This is a genomic window from Corynebacterium jeikeium (assembly GCF_000738175.1).
GTDB classification, from domain to species: Bacteria; Actinomycetota; Actinomycetes; order Mycobacteriales; family Mycobacteriaceae; genus Corynebacterium; species Corynebacterium jeikeium_C.
This window is the reverse complement of the sequence record NZ_JFCH01000034.1, coordinates 36,961-51,849: the sequence shown is the minus strand read 5'-3', so window position 1 is coordinate 51,849 and position 14,889 is coordinate 36,961. Positions and strand designations below refer to the sequence as shown.

Sequence of the window (14,889 nt, the reverse complement as noted above, 5' to 3'; positions counted from 1 at the left end):
GGGCGGTTACAAGGCAGTAGTAATGCGTGCTAGATTTCAGACCGCGAATGGGTCGTGCTCCGGGTCGCTATTAAATTGAATCTCTAGGTCATGGGCGATCTTCTCCGCAAGTGGAGCGCCGAAGAAGTGGGTGACGAAAGCGACGGCCATATCTATACCCGCTGCCACACCGGAAGACGTCCAACGGTCTCTGTCCTGCACCCACCGGGCAGAGCCTTTCCAGTCGATGTCCTTGCCGAAAGAATTGGCCCAATCAAACGCAAGTTTATTGCTGGTGGCGGCGTATCCCTCCAGCAAACCAGCTGCGGCCAAAACCGCTGAACCCGTGCATATGGAACAGACAAGCGAGGTGCAGCTCGCCATTTTGTAGATGCGGGCCAGGAAATCCGCATCTTTGACGAGTGCTCGCGTTCCCTGGCCGCCGGGGATGATAAAGGTGTCGCACACGAGGGAATCGAAGGTTGTGTCGGGGAGAATTTTCACACCTTGGGAGCTGGCAACGGCTTGCCCATCCACGGAGGCGAACTCCACCTGTAGGCCAGGAACTTTGGAGAAAATCTCGGCAGGACCAAAGACATCCAGCAGCTCAAATCCATCGAAAAGAATAAACGCTACCTGTTGTGGTTGTTCGTTATCCATGAGCCTGCCCTTGAATCTGCTGTAGCTCTTCGTCCAATAAGGCCTGATCGATCGCGATGGCGGTGGAGGCGGAGTCGCCAGCTTCGATGGGATCGGTGGCGCTCACTAGCACTCCCGTTTTCGATTCTGGGTCGGGCTGCACGCGGGAGACGGGGGCGTCCATAAGAACAACACCGCGCTTTTCGAACAGTGCACGGTCGGCTTCGTCAAGGGAGAGCCCATTGGTGAAGAACGTGACGCGATCGGTCCACTTCCGCATCAAGTGCACCATGTGCGTCGTAAACCTGGGATTCCTTCCGCCGATGACAGCAAGGTCGCGCCCCCGGACCTCGTAGCCGTGGCAATAAGGGCAGTGGAAAACTCGCGATCCCCAAAGCTCGGCTAAGCCCGGTACGTCTGGCAGTTCGTCGGTGATGCCCGTCGCCATGAGTATCTGTCGGGCCGGAAACTGCTGTCCGTCGGCCGTAGTGGCCGTCCATGCGTTGCCTGTTTGCTCGAGAGAGGTGACCTCATTTTGGGTTACTTCACCGCCGAAAGCTATGAATTCGTCGCGCCCTTGGTCGAGTAGCTCCATTGGGCTCGCTCCGTCGCGCCCCATGATGCCGTGAGAGTGGGCGCTGAAGCGGTTACGCGGTTTTCCGTTGTCGATGATTCGGACGGTCCGCTGAGCTCGGGCGAGGGTAACACCCGCCGCAGTGCCTGCAAATCCCCCGCCGATGATGAGTACGTCGAGTGGTTCCGTCGCATTGCGCGCCATGATCTGCTCCCTTCGAGGATTGTTACACTTGGCCACCGTACCTGCATGTTTGGTGCAGTTCGCGCGACGGAAAGGTGGAGTATCGTGCAGGCCTACTCTGAAAAGGCGATTCGGAAGAGCTTTATCAACTGCTCTAAGGGTGCCGCTGCGCGCATTCACATTCCGGCACACGTTCTGGGCGCCGACTGGGGGAGCCAGGTGTTTGTCAGCTGGGCGGACCCCAAGGCGCCCCAGCGGGCATACCTCGTCGCGGAGACCGCGCAGGGTTTGCAGGGTCTCACTATGGAGATCCGTAAGGCCCCGACCGGCGGCGGGGCGCGCATGTGCCAGATTTGCCGCACGCTGCACCCTTCGAGTGGCGCCTCTCTGATGTCGATCGTCACCACGAAGTCCGCGCAGGATAACTACGGCAGCATCGGTACGTACATGTGCAGTGACCTGGCGTGTGTGGATTATGTGCGCGGAACGAAAACTCCGGACGGAACCACGCAGATGACGGAGACGCTGACGGTCGAGGAAAAGGAAGAGCGCGTACTCACCAACGTTCGTAGCCTTATCACCAGTGTGGAAAATCGGCTGAAGAAGTAGACGCTGCGGCGGAGCAGGCTGACGAAGCAGGCTAAGGGGGTGACTACTCAATAGTCACTCCGGTAACATAGGCCACCTGAAACGCCAGTGAAAGGAGCGTTGGGTGACTTACCCGCAAGGAAACGACGACCAGACTCGCATGTTCAACACGCAGGGCAATGGCGGTTATGGCGGCTACAACTCTGGCTACAACAACCAGCAGCAGTACCCGCAGGGGTATAACTCTGGCTACAACCAGCCCCCGCAAGATCCGCGCGAAGGCCTGCTGGCCGGCCGCTACGACGGCAAGAAGGTCGCGATGAACCTCATCGTCCTCGCTGTCCTAGCCGCAGCTGTCACTTTCGCTGCGGTGTTCATCGTGGACCTCCTGGTGAGCTTCATTCCAGGTGAAGCGTCCGCAGGCGTGGGGCCTGCTGTACTGACTGGAGTGATTGCGGGCGTCATCGGCGTACTCGCCGGGCTCCTGTACATACCGGTTTCCGGTACGGGCAACGAGCACCTCTTTGGCATGGCCGTGATCGCGCTGGCATCAGTCGCCGCGATCGCATGGGTGCTCGCGGGCGGACTGCTAAGTGGCGACTGGGGGACGTTGGTGACGCTCACGGGCATTGTTTGCACCGCCGCAATCGCGTACGTGGTGCCTACCCGCATCGAATCGGCTGCGGTCTACGGCCCGCGCCGATAAATGCTTCGCTCCAGTGGATTGTCCTCGTCGACTGCAATCCGAATCGAGAGTTGCTACTTTCCTTCGCCAATGCTGTTCCACCGCAGGTTGGAGAAGCGGGCGAAACCTTGATCATCGCTTATTAAGGTTGCCTCGTCTGCAATGACCGCGGCGGCAATCCATGCGTCGGGAATATCGTTACCGCAGAGTTTATGCAGTCGCACCATCTCGTCGAAGATGTCCCAAGAAGCGCCTGCGGGGTGTAAAAGCACTGTGTTGGGGGAAGCGAGGACTGCGTTGATGGCTCCTGTAGCCTGCTCCGGGGTGAGAGGCACTGCAAAAATCCGAGGATTCGTCATGATTCGGATAAACCCGGTCGCTACCACGTCGAGAATTCCGACCGATTCACGCTGAGAAAGCGCCTTCTGTAGCCATTCCTTAGCTTCCTTGTGGCGGGGTGCGGAGGAGCTGAATGCGTTAATCAGAACATTGACATCAGGAACGATCATCGAGCGTCTCCCAGAGTGCATCTTTATCGTCGATGTCTACGAGCATGGGGCCGCAGTCAAACACTGGGAGAAAAATGCTGTCTGTTTGTTGTGGAGAGTTTTCAGCTTGCTTTAGAGCCGTTCGAATTACCTCTTCTACGTAAGAACTCAAGGTGAGGTCGTTGAGCTTCGCTTGCTGTTTAGCCGCCTCTAGGACTTTCGAAGGAAGATTAATTGTGGTGCGCATGTACACAATAGTATTCCGCATCAAAGCATCAATCAAGAGGTGCAGTGATGCATTCGCCTGGTGAGAGGCGCTTTCTCAGGTTCTAAGTGGTGGAATCCAGCCAGCAAGGGGTCTAAGAAGCCCCTTAAATTCTGTTATCAATCCGAGATTTTTTCGGGATCTGGCGCCTTTTCGGTTGACGCACCCCGGGGGAGAGTGCGTAAGTTTGCGTGCTTAGTGGCAGCTGCCCGGCAAGCACCCGGGGCGCGATACTTCGCGTAACTGCCAGCGTGCAGTCGCAAAGCGCGGCCGCGTAGACATCAAACAATCGATATGAAGCCAGCCACCCGGCCGGCTTCGCAGAAGGAGTTTTCGTCTACATGAATAAGTCCGTAAAGACCGCTTTCGCCCGCATCGGCATGGCCGCAGGCCTGGTTGCTGCCCCGGCAGCCGCCGCAGCTGTGGCAGCCCCGGCCGCACAGGCCGCACCGGTAAGCGCCTGGGATCAGGTTGCACAGTGTGAGTCCGGTGGCAACTGGAGCATCAACACGGGCAACGGCTACTACGGCGGGCTGCAGTTTAGCGCCCAGACCTGGTCTGGCTTCGGCGGTACGAAGTACGCCCCGACCGCTAACCAGGCCACGAAGGCGCAGCAGATCGAGATTGCCGAGAAGGTCCTGGCCACGCAGGGTGCAGGCGCTTGGCCGAACTGCGGCAAGGTGCTTGGCTAACTTAAGCGTCCAGGTACTTTTCCGGAATATCTAGAGCCACCAGGTCCTCCCGGGACTTGGTGGATTTTTCTAGCGCTACCTTCACCACGTGGCGCATCTGATCCTCGGGATCGGGGATGCGGCGCTGTTCGGACATGAGCACGGTCAGGATCTCCGGCTGATCCTTGAAGCAGTGCCAGACCACGGCGTTTGCCAGCGATTCCAGCACTAGGCCGCGCGGCTGCAGGGCCTGCTTCGGCCGGTCGGCGCGCTTGCCTCCACCGCGCGGGCGGACGTGCAGATCCTGCTGGCCGATGCCCACGATGGAGCCGTCTTTGTTGTAAATGATGGAGGTGTACGGCACGTTGCAGTAGCCGTCCTCTTCGACGGTTTCGGTGATCCAATTGATCAGCTCGGGCGTGAGATCCACGTCCATGTATGCCCCACTGCGACCGGGCTTGAGGAATTGGAAGGTGCCGGTACGGGTCCAAGCTTCGTATTCAGTGCCAAGACGGCGGGCGATCAGGGTGCCGAACAGCACATCCGTCATGGAAAACAGCGTTCCGCCGAAGGCGGCACCGTGCATGTTGGCGTTCCACCAACGCAGGTTCAGCACGATGCGCGCGTGTGCCCAGTCTTCGGAAACGCGGGTCATCTTAATGCCGGAGCACAGCAGCGGCGGCCAGAGGTTCATCATGCGCCGCATGCGGTTCGGCTTCTCGATCATCTTGTCTGCGAAGGCCGGTACTGCCTTCATTTGTGCGCGGTAAATCTTCTTCAGAGGTTTCATGATGCGTTTATGCTACCGCGAGACCGCCAACGGCAAGCAGGTATAAAAGTATTCTCTTTTTATTGACGCCCCTACGCCCGCGCCGCCCCGCACGCTTGTTCGAAACTTAGGGCGGATGCTCGCCGGGGCTGTCCGGGGCAATTGCTAGCGTGTTGGATTATGAGCAAGAGGGTAAGTGGCCGTGTAACTGGCCGTACAGCGGCGCTGCTAGTGGGCGTGAGTTTGCTGCTCGGTGGGTGCGCCGAGGGTGCGGAGTTCCTAGAGGGCGGAAGTTCGGCGTCACAAAGCTCGGAAGCACCGGTAGAACCGACCACAGAAACGGTTCCGGAGCAGCCAGAACAATCCGAGCCCCCAGAGCAGCCAGAACCGGAACAACCAGAGCAACCCGCAGCGCCGGAGCAGTCGCTGCACCAGCAGAACATGCTGGACCTGCTGGAGACGCTGGCGGTCAAGGGGCGCGCGCCGAAGACGGGCTATAACCGCGATGAGTTCGGCCAGCGGTGGAAGGATATCGACCGCAACGGTTGCGATCAGCGCAACGACATCCTCGCGCGTGACCTCACTAACGTGGAGGCGCCGAAGGGCTGCAAGGTGCTCAGTGGTGACCTGCAGGATCCTTATACCGGCCAGCACATCCACTTCGTCCGCGGGCAGAACACCAGCCGGGCGGTGCAGATCGACCACGTGGTGGCCTTGGCCGATGCTTGGCAGAAGGGCGCGCAGCAGCTTTCCCCGGAGCGGCGCGAGCAGTTCGCCAACGATCCGATGAACCTGTTGGCCGTCGACGGGTCGTCGAATATGCAGAAGGGTGCGGGTGATGCCGCGACGTGGCTGCCGGCGAACAAGGGTTTCCGCTGCACCTATGTCTCCATTCAGGTGCGTGTGAAGGCGGAGTACCAGCTGTGGGTCACGCAGGCGGAGAAGGAGGCGATCCAGCGCGAGCTCGGCCGCTGCTAGCAGCCTACTACGAGGATGGGCGCAGTGGGCTTCCCAGTTGCCGGCCGCGAGGGCTGGAAACGCTGCGGTCGCCCGGCGCCCAAAAGCGCAGCAAGGCATCCGCGTTCTTTGTGATCCCTATGCGCTTGCCACGGGTGATCTCTGGGATAGCCATGCGCGGGGTCAGGGTAAACGGGGCAGCGGTGGGCGAGGTATCGCCTGCGCCAGAAAACACTTGATCAACAGCCGAACCATTAAGGTCCAAGTTCAAACCGAGTGCTGCGCCCAGATTTCCCGGGCCACGCGCTAGTGCTTCATCCGCGGGCTTTGGGCCGCGCCGGGCGCGGGCAATATCGAGCCCCTCGATTACTTTCCCTGCGCGCAGCAGTACTCCTCCGGCCTCGCCATTGGGGCTGCACACCAGATTGCCGGCGCGGTGGATGCCGTAGCTGGCATACACGTAGAGGTGCTGGGGAGGGCCAAACATAACTTCGCAGCGAGGGGTGGGGCCTTTGAAGGCATGAGAGGCTTCGTCTGCAGTTCCTAGATAGGCCTCGACCTCGGTCAACTCGATAGCCACTCCGCCGTGGCGCAAGACCGCTCCCAGCAGAAGAGGGGCGACGACGTCGGCAGGTTGGGTGAAATCGATTCCCTGTGCGCTTCGATCCATGTGGCCATTGTGGTGCTCTTGCCCTAAACGCGCCAAAGAACCCTCCAAGGTTGGCCTATTGTTGCCGAAAACTAGACTGCTTGGTCTATAATCGTTGAAACGACGCGCGCCGGGCTGTGAATTCCCGGCGCAGAAAAGCACAAAAATACGCTACCAAGCACTAGTTCGAAGAGGAGTTTCCATGGCACACAACACAGATGCCATCCACGCAGGCTACGAGCCGGACGAGTTCATGGGCTCCATCAACGTGCCGATCTACGCCTCCACCACGTTCGCCCAGAATGCGCCGAACAATCTGCGCGGAGGCTACGAGTACGGTCGCGTGGCGAACCCCACCGTTGACTCGCTGGCCCGCACAATCGCTGCCCTCGAAGGTGGTGAGCACGGCCGCGTCTACGCTTCCGGCATGGCCGCCACCGACCACCTGCTGCGTGTGCTGCTGCGGCCCGGCGACCACCTGATCATGGGGCACGACGCTTACGGCGGCACATATCGCCTGATCGCCACCGTTTTCAAGGACTGGAACGTGGACTTCACCGTGGTGGACACCACTGACCCCGAGGCCGTCCGTGCGGCGCTGACCCCGAAGACGAAGCTGGTGTGGCTGGAGACCCCGACCAACCCGCTGCTCGCCGTGACCGATATCGCCGCCATCGCCAAGGTGCTCGCGGATGAGTTTGGTAATGACGCCCCCACGCGCCCGAAGCTGATCGTGGATAACACCTTCTGCAGCCCCTACCTGCAGCGTCCCCTGGATCACGGCGCGGACGTGGTGTTGCACTCCACCACGAAGTACATCGGCGGGCACTCCGATGTGGTCGGTGGCGCGATCGTCAGCAACGATGCGCAGCTGGACGAAGATCTGGACTTCCTGCTCGGCGGTGCGGGCCCGATTGCCTCGCCTTTCGATGCCTACTTGAATGCCCGTGGCTTGAAGACCCTGGGCGTGCGGATGGATCGCCACTGCTCGAACGCGCAGGCCATCGCCGAATACTTGGACGAGCGGGAGGAAGTCGCCACCGTCCTGTACCCCGGCCTGCCACAGCACCCAGGTCACGAGGTAGCCAAGCGCCAGTCCACCGGCAAGGGGTTCGGCGGCATGATCTCCGTACGCTTCCACTCCGAGGAAGCGGCGCTGAAGTTCTGCCAGTCCACCAAGCTGATTTGCCTGGCGGAGTCTCTGGGTGGCGTGGAATCGCTGCTGGAGCACCCGGCGACGATGACCCACCAGTCAGTTGCGGGCTCCCAGCTGGAGGTTCCTCGCGACCTGGTGCGCATCTCCATCGGCATTGAGGATCTGGAGGATCTGCTCGCAGATGTCGCGCAGGCGCTGGAGCAGCTTTAAACTACTGGACTTATGAAGTCCTTTTCTTCTTCCAAGTCCCTGACCGCACTGGCCACCGCAAGCGCCCTGACCATCAGCGCCGTCGCAGCCGCACCGGCGCAGGCCATCGCTCCGTCCGAGGGCAAGGGCTCCAGCACCGCCCCGATCACCCAGCCCACCGACCCCGATTCCAACCCGAAGGCTAACAACGAAGGCTCGCTGGCCGGCAGCATTGAAGCCGCGAATCCGGCAGCTGAATGGCTGCTGAAGACCTTCCCTCTGGGTAGCACCGACCCCGCAGGTTCCCTAGGTAAAGATGCACCGCCGATCGCAGGCATCTTGGCCTGGGTCGGCGGTATCGTAGGTGCGGTTGCCCTGGGCGCGGCGTTGGTTGGTGGCTACCAGCACGCTGTGCAGCAGGGCTGGATTAAGCCGCTGTAGGAAAGGCTAGGCGCTAGCCTGGCGCGGGCTAGGCGTCCTCGCTCACACCGGAGTAACCAAGCTCGTCGAATACCTGCTTGACCTCGCCACGCTTCGGGTTGATGAGCTTGGACTCTAGAACGATGTCCTTGTCCTTGTTGAAGATGAACACGATCGTGTTGCCCCGGTCCTTAACGTAGCCGGCGTATTCGTTCGGCTTGTCGTTTACGATCGTCGCGCCACCGTCCTTGAATTCCTTCTCCTTGAGATCGATGTACTCCTTGTCGTTGATGAAGTCCACGTCCCAGTAGGCCCAGCCCGAGCCTCGCACGCCCTTACAGTTCGCGCCGGTCATGTCGCGCTTCTCCTTGGAGGAGTCGTAGTACCGCAGGGTGAAGGTTCCGTCCTTGCACTTATTGACCAGGTCGTTGACCTTCTCCGGCATTGCATCCTTGTAGGTGGCGGGGAGGGAATCATCCGGCCCACCGACGTCGCCCCTCTTCGCGGCGGTGGAGGTTGGCGCGCTCGATGTTTCGGAGGAGGTGGACTCCTCGGAGCTTTCCTCACTGGTCTCCTCGGCGCTCTCTTCGGAGTTGTCCTCACTGTTTTCTTCGGCGCCTTCGGTCTGGGAGGTCGAGGCCTCGTCGGAATCGGATCCTTCATCATCCTTGGCCAGCAGGAAGTAGCCGCCTACCGCCAGGGCAATAACGACAGCGAGGGCAATGATGATACCGATAACCTTGCCGGTGCCCCCACCACCTCCGCCGGAGTTGAGGTCTTGACCATAGGCGCTGGCAGCACCGCCAGCGAAAGGGTTCTGGCCCGGTTGGCCCGGCTGTCCGGGCTGGCCGTAACCGCCCTGGCTAAAAGGATTCTGTCCGGGCTGACCATTCGCCCCAGGCTGGCCGTAGCCGCCTTGCGAGCCGGGCTGGCCATAGCCCCCGGCCTGTGGCTGCTGTGCGCCGTATTGCTGGCCGCCCTGCGGTTGGTTCTGGTTTGCGCCCCACTGGGTGGTCTCGTCACCTGGGTTGGAGCCATTGTTGAAGGGGTTGTTCTCCCCGTTGTTGCTGCCCTGGTTGGGCTGGTTATCGAAGGGATTGTTGTTCGTCATGAGGGGACAGGTCCTTAAATCTCTGGAAACGTCATTTTCTGGGTTTTCGGGGCCTGGGAAACCAATGGCGCCCTCTCCGTGTGAAGGGCGCCTTCCCGCGGCGCTCGGTAGGTCGAATGATCCGACTCCCGCGGGATGTTCCGAATCGTTATTCTTCTACTGAAATAGGGGTGAATAGCGGGGGGACGAATTTCCTTACGAAGAGGTTCTACGGCTTCTCGTAGCCCAGCTGGGTGAGGACCTCTTGCAGGGTGGACTCGTCTTCGAAGTACATCTTGGTTTCCATGGCGATGCCCTTCGACTTGTTCATGACGAATACGAACGGCTTGGAGTCGTCCATGAGGTAGCCCGCGAAGTTGTTCGGGTCATCGGACCAAATCTCAGCGCCCTGTTCCTTCACGTAGTCGATCTCTTCGGGCACGAACGCCGCATCACTAACGAAGTCGACCTTCTTGAACTCCCAGGCGGAGTCCCACACGCCGGTACATTGCATCCCTTTAACCCTGCGGTTGTTATCGCGGGCCAGCTCGTAGCTGCCGTTGCTGCAGTCGTACACCAAGTCCTGGATCTTCTTGGGCATCGCGTCGGCGTAGGTCTTGTCCATCGAATGATCCGGGCCGCCGACGTCGCCGGCCTTAGCGGGCTCCTTGGAGGAGGATGAAGTCTCCGAGGTGGAGGATTCCGAGCTGGATTCGGAGGAGCTCTCGCTGGACTCATCCGACGAGCCAGACTCTTCGGAGCTCGACGAGGAGCTGGAAGCATCCGTGCTCTCTTCGTCATCCTTACCCAGGAGGAAGTAGCCACCAACAATCAGGCCGATTACGACAACTGCGGCGACGATGATGCCGATGATCTTGCCACCGTTGCCGCCGCCACCGTTACCTCCGGCGTTACCTGGCTGGCCGTACGCGCCATAGGGCTGTGCATTAAACGGATTTTGCCCCGGCTGGCCCGGCTGGCTCTGCTGGCCATAACCCTGCTGACCGAAACCTTGCTGGCCATAACCCTGCTGGCCCTGTTGGCCAAAGCCTGGCTGGTTCTGCTGACCGTAACCAGACTGACCCTGCTGACCGTAGCCCGGCTGGCCGTGGTTCTGGCCGCCCGGGAACTGCTGATTGCCGTAACCCTGCTGGCCAAAGGGATTCTGAGGCTGATTCGGATTCTGCCCCGAGTTGTTCTGGGAACCGTCTCCGGATCCGGGGTAACCGCCTCCGTAATTATTAGTCATAAGAATTCCTTAAGGTAACGCCATAACCTTTGCTAAAGGAAAAGGTTAATGCATAGCTTTCTCCATTGCAGTGTTCTGCAGGGATTGCTTCAAACCAGAATTAAATAGCCCCCGCTGCCTGCGCTTGGTCGCTACATTGGAATCCATGAGTTCCACGAATGCAGAGTTCACGAATGCACAGGCCACGTCCAACTCACCAACCAACTCCCGCGTCGCCGTCGTCACCGGCGCGAGTGCGGGCATCGGCGAAGCCACCGCTAAGCTGCTGGCCGCGGATGGCTGGTATGTGGTTCTGGCCGCGCGCCGTGCAGAAAAGCTAGAGCAGGTAGCGCAAACGATCGCCCAGGAGGGCGGCAAGGCTACGCCCCTTGTGCTGGATGTGACGGATAGGGCGTCAATAGATAACTTCACCGCAGCGCTCGCCGAGCTGACGGGCTCCAAGCTAGACCTGCTGGTCAACAACGCAGGTGGCGCGCGGGGGCTCGACCCTGTACTGGAAGCCGATCCGGAGGATTGGCGCTGGATGTTCGAGGCGAACGTGATGGGCACCCTGGAGGTCACGCGCGCGCTGTTCGATCAGCTGCAGGTAGCGGACGCACCGCAGGTTATTAACGTGGTTTCCGTCGCCGGTCGCGGCGCCTACCGCGGGGGTGCGGGTTACAACGCGGCGAAGTTCGGGCAGACCGCGCTGACCGACGTGATGCGCATGGAGTTCGCCGAGGCAGGCGTGCGCGTATGCCAGGTCGACCCGGGTCGGGTGGCCACTGACTTCAGCCTGAACCGCTTCAAGGGCGATGTCGAGCGCGCCGAGGAGGTTTACGCGGACAAGCTAAACCTGCAGGCAGAGGACATCGGCGAGGCTATCCGCTGGATCGCGGATCGCCCCCGCCATATGGACGTGGAGTCCATCATGATCCGCCCGCTCGACCAGGTCTAAAGTTTGGCGCTCGGGCTGGCTCGGCGGGTCTGTCGCGCCGGGCTAAGCCCGGCAACCAGCGCCTACTGGAAGGTGACGGCGGTGCCGGTCGCGCTGACCATCACCATGCCGCCCTGGCCCAGGGACTCGTAGTCTACGTCCACGCCGACGATGCCGTGTGCGCCCATCTCCAGCGCGCGATCCACCATCTCCTTCAGGGCGGTCTCGCGAGCCTGCAGGATCTCGCCCTCGTATGCGGAGGAGCGGCCACCGGTGATGTTGCGGAAGCCCGCGCCGATGTCCTTGAACATGTTGATACCGGCAACCGTCTCGCCCGAGACGATGCGCAGGTACTGCGCAATGGTGTGGCCCTCGACGTTGTTGGTGGTAGTGACGATCATGGCGTTGTTGGCCTTTCTGCGAGTTTTTTCTTAATGACGCCCACGTCTGCCGTGGCCGTGCTTATGCAACTGACTATAGAGGACTGCGTGGGCTGCGCGCGCGTGAAAACCTCAGTTGGTGGAGGGGTGGCGAGTGAAGTATTCGTAAAGCCCTGGGGAAACGGGATGCATCAGGTCTAGGCGCATGTTCACGATCGGCATCAGCTTCTTTGCTGTTGGAATAGTGGTTTCTACCGCATCACGGGAATGGGCCTGGCCCAGATAGTGGAAGTCATTTCCTTCGGCATCGTCCTTTTTCACGAAGACCTCTAGAGCATATTCACCGGAGACGATACGTTGCTCAATTTTGCTGTTTAGGCGTCGGTTGGACTTTGAGAACCAGCTGATTACCGATGGGCTGTCGAACTTATCCTCGTACTTAGTGGAATCCGAAATATCGTCTGCCTTGTGATAGGTGATGAAGATCGGACACGTCTTCGTATCTTCGTTAGCGGCGTATCCGTACATGGTGGAATACTGGTTGTTTTCCCAGTTCAGCATGCGGCACACATCTTTTCGTGAATACTGCTTACCGGGGAGCATTCGTCCCTGAGATGCATAGAACTCCCGATTGATGTGCAGTCCTGTCTCGATGGAATCGTTCACGTGATGGGCGAATAGAGGAGAAGAGTCGTAGTTACGCCGCAGTTTCTTGCTGATTGTGAAGATGTCGTTCTCAAAGGAAGCGAGAGGGAGGTTGCCATACTTGGCTTTCTCATTCTGCGTGAAGAAGCTCAAGTCCAGAATCCTGGAGACAGAATTCAACGTAAGAGTGTCCAAACCCTGTTCCGCTTGTCGCGGACTATAACGCTTCAATAGCGCGCGGAAGTCCTCCACGGAAACTCGATCCTGTTCAAGCAGCTGTCTTAGGAGTAGGAGTTCGTGCGGCCTTAGGCCATTGAGCAGTTCATTGTCGAGAAATGTAAGGAAAGCGCTTTGCTCCGTGGACGGGGCTTGGGTTTCCTTCTTTGCGCGGATTAGGAAGTCCCAGTAGTTGGCAGATTTCGCCGTAGCGATGATCGTGGGTTGAACGGTGTCCTGGATGGCAAAGTCTATACGCCAGGGCTGGCGCCCCAGCCGAAACTCCAAGTCGGAGAATGACTGCTTCAGCTGGTGGAGAGTATCCAGGCTGGTCTGGGCCAGGCTTTCGAGAACCCGTTGTTCGGAAATCTTGTCGAAACTAATGCTGCTGATTCCGGCGATAGAGCCTGATTCGTCGGCATCGCGCAAGCGCTTGCGGATAACGTCCTTATTCAAGGAGCTATCTCCAAATAGGGCGATCGGAACTAGGAAATTATTCTTGTAATTGCCGATGAAATCGATTACTCGGAGGTGATCCTTGCCGTCCGCTTTGCGCAGTCCGCGACCAAGTTGCTGCGTAAAAATAATGGAAGACTCGGTGTTCCTCAGCATTACCACTTGGTTTACAGCTGGAATGTCAATGCCCTCGTTGAAAATGTCGACGGTCAGCACATAGTCCAACTCGCCATCCTCGAGTTCCTTGATTACGGCGTTGCGGGTCTGTGGGGAATCTTTGCCGGTTAGTGCCTTGGTGCGAAGACGATGGCCGAAAACTGATTCTTCATTGAGCAAGGTGGAAAGCTCCGTCGCTTCCTTTCGCGACGAGCAAAACATGAGGCCCGTGACCTTATCCGCTCGGCCGTAGATGGTGAGCATTTCACGTAGATGCTTGACTCGCTCGGTGGAAAGCAGTTTCGACAGCGAGCTCGTTTCTTCAATAGTTTTTCCCTGGTCATCGATGTAATCCGTTACACCGTAGTAGCTGAACGGTGCGAGCATCTTTGATTCCAGGGCTTTCTGAAGACGGATCTCGTAGGCGACGTTGTAGTCAAAGAGTTCAAAGACGTTAAAGCCGTCGGTACGTTCCGGCGTCGCCGTAAGGCCCAAGAGAAATGCAGGTTGGAAGTGTTCCAAAGTACGCAAGTAAGTTTCGGCGCCGGCACGGTGGACTTCGTCGACGATGATGAAGTCAAACGCAGCAGGATCGAAATCTTGCAGGTTTTCCTCGCGTGACAAAGATTGGATGCTGGCGAAAACGTACCTGCGGTCTTGCTGGCGTGTTGAACCGACGAATTTTCCGAAGTCTTCCGCGGGAGCTTCCAACACTTTCTGGAACTCCAAGATTGCTTTGTCGAGAATCTGTTCACGGTGAACGATAAACAGCATTCGTTCGGGCTTCGCCTCGCGGACGCTCAATGCGGCGAGAATCGTCTTTCCCGTACCGGTCGCAGAGATCACTACAGCGCGTCGGGCATTCGATTCGCGGATCTGCTTAATCTTCTCGAGGGCTTCCGACTGCATAGCGTTAGGCCGAATACGGCCGACGGGAATAACTTCGTCATTCTCGCCCAAGAGTTTGTTGCGCTGGGAAACCGGCTGCCATGACTCCTCGTAGCTTTCGATCCACTCGGCAGTCAGTGGTTCTGAACGTTCCTCTAGTCGCGCGACTGCGTCACGAACCTGCAGGGCAATGTCACCATCCGGCATGGCCGAGAAGCGCACGTTCCATTCCGTGTTGCTGATCAGGGCATTCCGGGTGAGATTCGAGCTACCAATGATCGCTGTTGTGCCGTCGGCATGCTCGAAAACATAGCCTTTACTGTGGAAGGCATCGACTGAATCCTTAAGGACTCTGACCTCCACATTTCCCAGCTGAAGAAGCTCTTTGAAGACAGCAGGTTCATTGAACTGCAGATAGGTCGAGGTGATGATTCGGCCTCGGCCCTCGAAATTGAGTAGATCCTGTTTCAGAAGGGCTAATGCAGAGGAGGTGATGAAGGCGATTGATAAGTCGAAACTTCGCGCGCTCTTCAGCTCGTGCTTGATTGCGCGGAGCATGTCGTTGTTTTCGGTATTTGCAATCAGCGTTGGGTTAAAAACCTGATTGGATTGAATTTTCCGATCCAGATAGCCGAAGGCTGTATCTAGGCCCACCTTCGAATCGAATACTGACATGCTAGT

The 14,889-nt window shown here is 58.8% G+C and carries 17 protein-coding genes; 7 read left to right on the top strand and 10 right to left on the bottom strand.

The window, feature by feature from the left end; translation table 11 throughout:
* Window positions 1-36 precede the first annotated feature (36 nt).
* Both JQ46_RS05815 and JQ46_RS05810 read right to left on the bottom strand, forming a co-directional pair.
* The gene (locus JQ46_RS05815; RefSeq protein ID WP_034986290.1) at window positions 37-639 is read right to left on the bottom strand and encodes a DJ-1/PfpI family protein; all 603 of its coding nucleotides are present in this window, start codon (window positions 637-639) and stop codon (window positions 37-39) included.
* The gene (locus tag JQ46_RS05810; protein ID WP_034986289.1) at window positions 632-1,396 is read right to left on the bottom strand and encodes an NAD(P)/FAD-dependent oxidoreductase; all 765 of its coding nucleotides are present in this window, start codon (window positions 1,394-1,396) and stop codon (window positions 632-634) included. Before JQ46_RS05810 ends, JQ46_RS05815 begins: the two co-directional genes overlap by 8 nt.
* A gap of 84 nt (window positions 1,397-1,480) precedes the next feature.
* On the opposite strand from JQ46_RS05810, the gene JQ46_RS05805 reads away from it, so the two are divergent.
* Entirely contained in the window at window positions 1,481-1,984 is a 504-nt protein-coding gene (locus tag JQ46_RS05805) for an FBP domain-containing protein (protein ID WP_034986288.1), read from the top strand.
* A 103-nt stretch (window positions 1,985-2,087) separates the two neighbouring features.
* On the top strand, window positions 2,088-2,669 hold the full coding sequence (locus JQ46_RS05800) for a hypothetical protein (protein WP_034986287.1): 582 nt from the start codon (window positions 2,088-2,090) through the stop codon (window positions 2,667-2,669).
* 53 nt (window positions 2,670-2,722) lie between these two features.
* Here JQ46_RS05800 and JQ46_RS05795 read toward each other — a convergent pair whose 3' ends face one another.
* Both JQ46_RS05795 and JQ46_RS05790 read right to left on the bottom strand, forming a co-directional pair.
* On the bottom strand, window positions 2,723-3,157 hold the full coding sequence (locus tag JQ46_RS05795; protein ID WP_034986286.1) for a TA system VapC family ribonuclease toxin: 435 nt from the start codon (window positions 3,155-3,157) through the stop codon (window positions 2,723-2,725).
* Window positions 3,144-3,383 carry a hypothetical protein gene (locus JQ46_RS05790; protein ID WP_034986314.1) on the bottom strand — a complete coding sequence of 80 codons (240 nt, stop codon included), beginning with the start codon at window positions 3,381-3,383 and terminating at the stop codon, window positions 3,144-3,146. Before JQ46_RS05790 ends, JQ46_RS05795 begins: the two co-directional genes overlap by 14 nt.
* Before the next feature lie 359 nt (window positions 3,384-3,742).
* Here JQ46_RS05790 and JQ46_RS05785 point away from each other — a divergent pair, with 359 nt between their 5' ends.
* Window positions 3,743-4,093, top strand: coding sequence for a transglycosylase family protein (locus JQ46_RS05785; RefSeq protein ID WP_034986285.1), 351 nt, complete (start codon window positions 3,743-3,745; stop codon window positions 4,091-4,093).
* A gap of 1 nt (window position 4,094) precedes the next feature.
* Here the strand turns inward: JQ46_RS05785 and JQ46_RS05780 are convergent, their stop codons facing one another.
* A complete protein-coding gene (locus JQ46_RS05780) occupies window positions 4,095-4,862 on the bottom strand; it encodes a PaaI family thioesterase (protein WP_034986284.1) in 768 nt (255 codons plus the stop codon).
* Between the two features lie 159 nt (window positions 4,863-5,021).
* Here JQ46_RS05780 and JQ46_RS05775 point away from each other — a divergent pair, with 159 nt between their 5' ends.
* Window positions 5,022-5,819, top strand: a complete 798-nt coding sequence (locus JQ46_RS05775; RefSeq protein ID WP_034986283.1) for an HNH endonuclease family protein — start codon at window positions 5,022-5,024, stop codon at window positions 5,817-5,819.
* A gap of 7 nt (window positions 5,820-5,826) precedes the next feature.
* On the opposite strand, the gene JQ46_RS05770 is transcribed toward JQ46_RS05775, so the two are convergent.
* On the bottom strand, window positions 5,827-6,468 hold the full coding sequence (locus JQ46_RS05770; RefSeq protein WP_034986282.1) for a DNA-3-methyladenine glycosylase: 642 nt from the start codon (window positions 6,466-6,468) through the stop codon (window positions 5,827-5,829).
* A gap of 181 nt (window positions 6,469-6,649) precedes the next feature.
* Here JQ46_RS05770 and JQ46_RS05765 point away from each other — a divergent pair, with 181 nt between their 5' ends.
* Window positions 6,650-7,813: a cystathionine gamma-synthase gene (locus JQ46_RS05765; protein WP_034986281.1), complete on the top strand. Its 1,164-nt coding sequence runs from the start codon at window positions 6,650-6,652 to the stop codon at window positions 7,811-7,813.
* 12 nt (window positions 7,814-7,825) lie between these two features.
* Window positions 7,826-8,233: a hypothetical protein gene (locus JQ46_RS05760; RefSeq protein WP_034986280.1), complete on the top strand. Its 408-nt coding sequence runs from the start codon at window positions 7,826-7,828 to the stop codon at window positions 8,231-8,233.
* 28 nt (window positions 8,234-8,261) lie between these two features.
* On the opposite strand, the gene JQ46_RS05755 is transcribed toward JQ46_RS05760, so the two are convergent.
* Entirely contained in the window at window positions 8,262-9,323 is a 1,062-nt protein-coding gene (locus JQ46_RS05755; protein WP_034986279.1) for a hypothetical protein, read from the bottom strand.
* A gap of 208 nt (window positions 9,324-9,531) precedes the next feature.
* Window positions 9,532-10,551, bottom strand: coding sequence for a hypothetical protein (locus JQ46_RS05750; RefSeq protein WP_034986278.1), 1,020 nt, complete (start codon window positions 10,549-10,551; stop codon window positions 9,532-9,534).
* 145 nt (window positions 10,552-10,696) lie between these two features.
* Here JQ46_RS05750 and JQ46_RS05745 point away from each other — a divergent pair, with 145 nt between their 5' ends.
* Window positions 10,697-11,488, top strand: a complete 792-nt coding sequence (locus tag JQ46_RS05745) for an SDR family oxidoreductase (protein ID WP_034986277.1) — start codon at window positions 10,697-10,699, stop codon at window positions 11,486-11,488.
* Window positions 11,489-11,550: 62 nt separating this feature from the next.
* On the opposite strand, the gene JQ46_RS05740 is transcribed toward JQ46_RS05745, so the two are convergent.
* Window positions 11,551-11,868 (bottom strand): YbjQ family protein, encoded by a 318-nt coding sequence (locus tag JQ46_RS05740; RefSeq protein ID WP_034986276.1) that lies wholly within the window; start codon window positions 11,866-11,868, stop codon window positions 11,551-11,553.
* Between the two features lie 111 nt (window positions 11,869-11,979).
* Window positions 11,980-14,883 (bottom strand): DUF3427 domain-containing protein, encoded by a 2,904-nt coding sequence (locus JQ46_RS05735; RefSeq protein WP_034986275.1) that lies wholly within the window; start codon window positions 14,881-14,883, stop codon window positions 11,980-11,982.
* Between the last annotated feature and the right edge of the window lie 6 nt (window positions 14,884-14,889).

Bases quoted from the DNA above. Each gene is read 5' to 3' on its own strand.
- JQ46_RS05815 (WP_034986290.1), bottom strand. From the start codon at position 639: ATGGATAACGAACAACCACAACAGGTAGCGTTTATTCTTTTCGATGGA.
- JQ46_RS05810 (WP_034986289.1), bottom strand. From the start codon at position 1,396: ATGGCGCGCAATGCGACGGAACCACTCGACGTACTCATCATCGGCGGG.
- JQ46_RS05795 (WP_034986286.1), bottom strand. From the start codon at position 3,157: ATGATCGTTCCTGATGTCAATGTTCTGATTAACGCATTCAGCTCCTCC.
- JQ46_RS05790 (WP_034986314.1), bottom strand. From the start codon at position 3,383: ATGCGCACCACAATTAATCTTCCTTCGAAAGTCCTAGAGGCGGCTAAA.
- JQ46_RS05785 (WP_034986285.1), top strand. From the start codon at position 3,743: ATGAATAAGTCCGTAAAGACCGCTTTCGCCCGCATCGGCATGGCCGCA.
- JQ46_RS05780 (WP_034986284.1), bottom strand. From the start codon at position 4,862: ATGAAACCTCTGAAGAAGATTTACCGCGCACAAATGAAGGCAGTACCG.
- JQ46_RS05775 (WP_034986283.1), top strand. From the start codon at position 5,022: ATGAGCAAGAGGGTAAGTGGCCGTGTAACTGGCCGTACAGCGGCGCTG.
- JQ46_RS05770 (WP_034986282.1), bottom strand. From the start codon at position 6,468: ATGGATCGAAGCGCACAGGGAATCGATTTCACCCAACCTGCCGACGTC.
- JQ46_RS05765 (WP_034986281.1), top strand. From the start codon at position 6,650: ATGGCACACAACACAGATGCCATCCACGCAGGCTACGAGCCGGACGAG.
- JQ46_RS05760 (WP_034986280.1), top strand. From the start codon at position 7,826: ATGAAGTCCTTTTCTTCTTCCAAGTCCCTGACCGCACTGGCCACCGCA.
- JQ46_RS05755 (WP_034986279.1), bottom strand. From the start codon at position 9,323: ATGACGAACAACAATCCCTTCGATAACCAGCCCAACCAGGGCAGCAAC.
- JQ46_RS05750 (WP_034986278.1), bottom strand. From the start codon at position 10,551: ATGACTAATAATTACGGAGGCGGTTACCCCGGATCCGGAGACGGTTCC.
- JQ46_RS05745 (WP_034986277.1), top strand. From the start codon at position 10,697: ATGAGTTCCACGAATGCAGAGTTCACGAATGCACAGGCCACGTCCAAC.
- JQ46_RS05740 (WP_034986276.1), bottom strand. From the start codon at position 11,868: ATGATCGTCACTACCACCAACAACGTCGAGGGCCACACCATTGCGCAG.
- JQ46_RS05735 (WP_034986275.1), bottom strand. From the start codon at position 14,883: ATGTCAGTATTCGATTCGAAGGTGGGCCTAGATACAGCCTTCGGCTAT.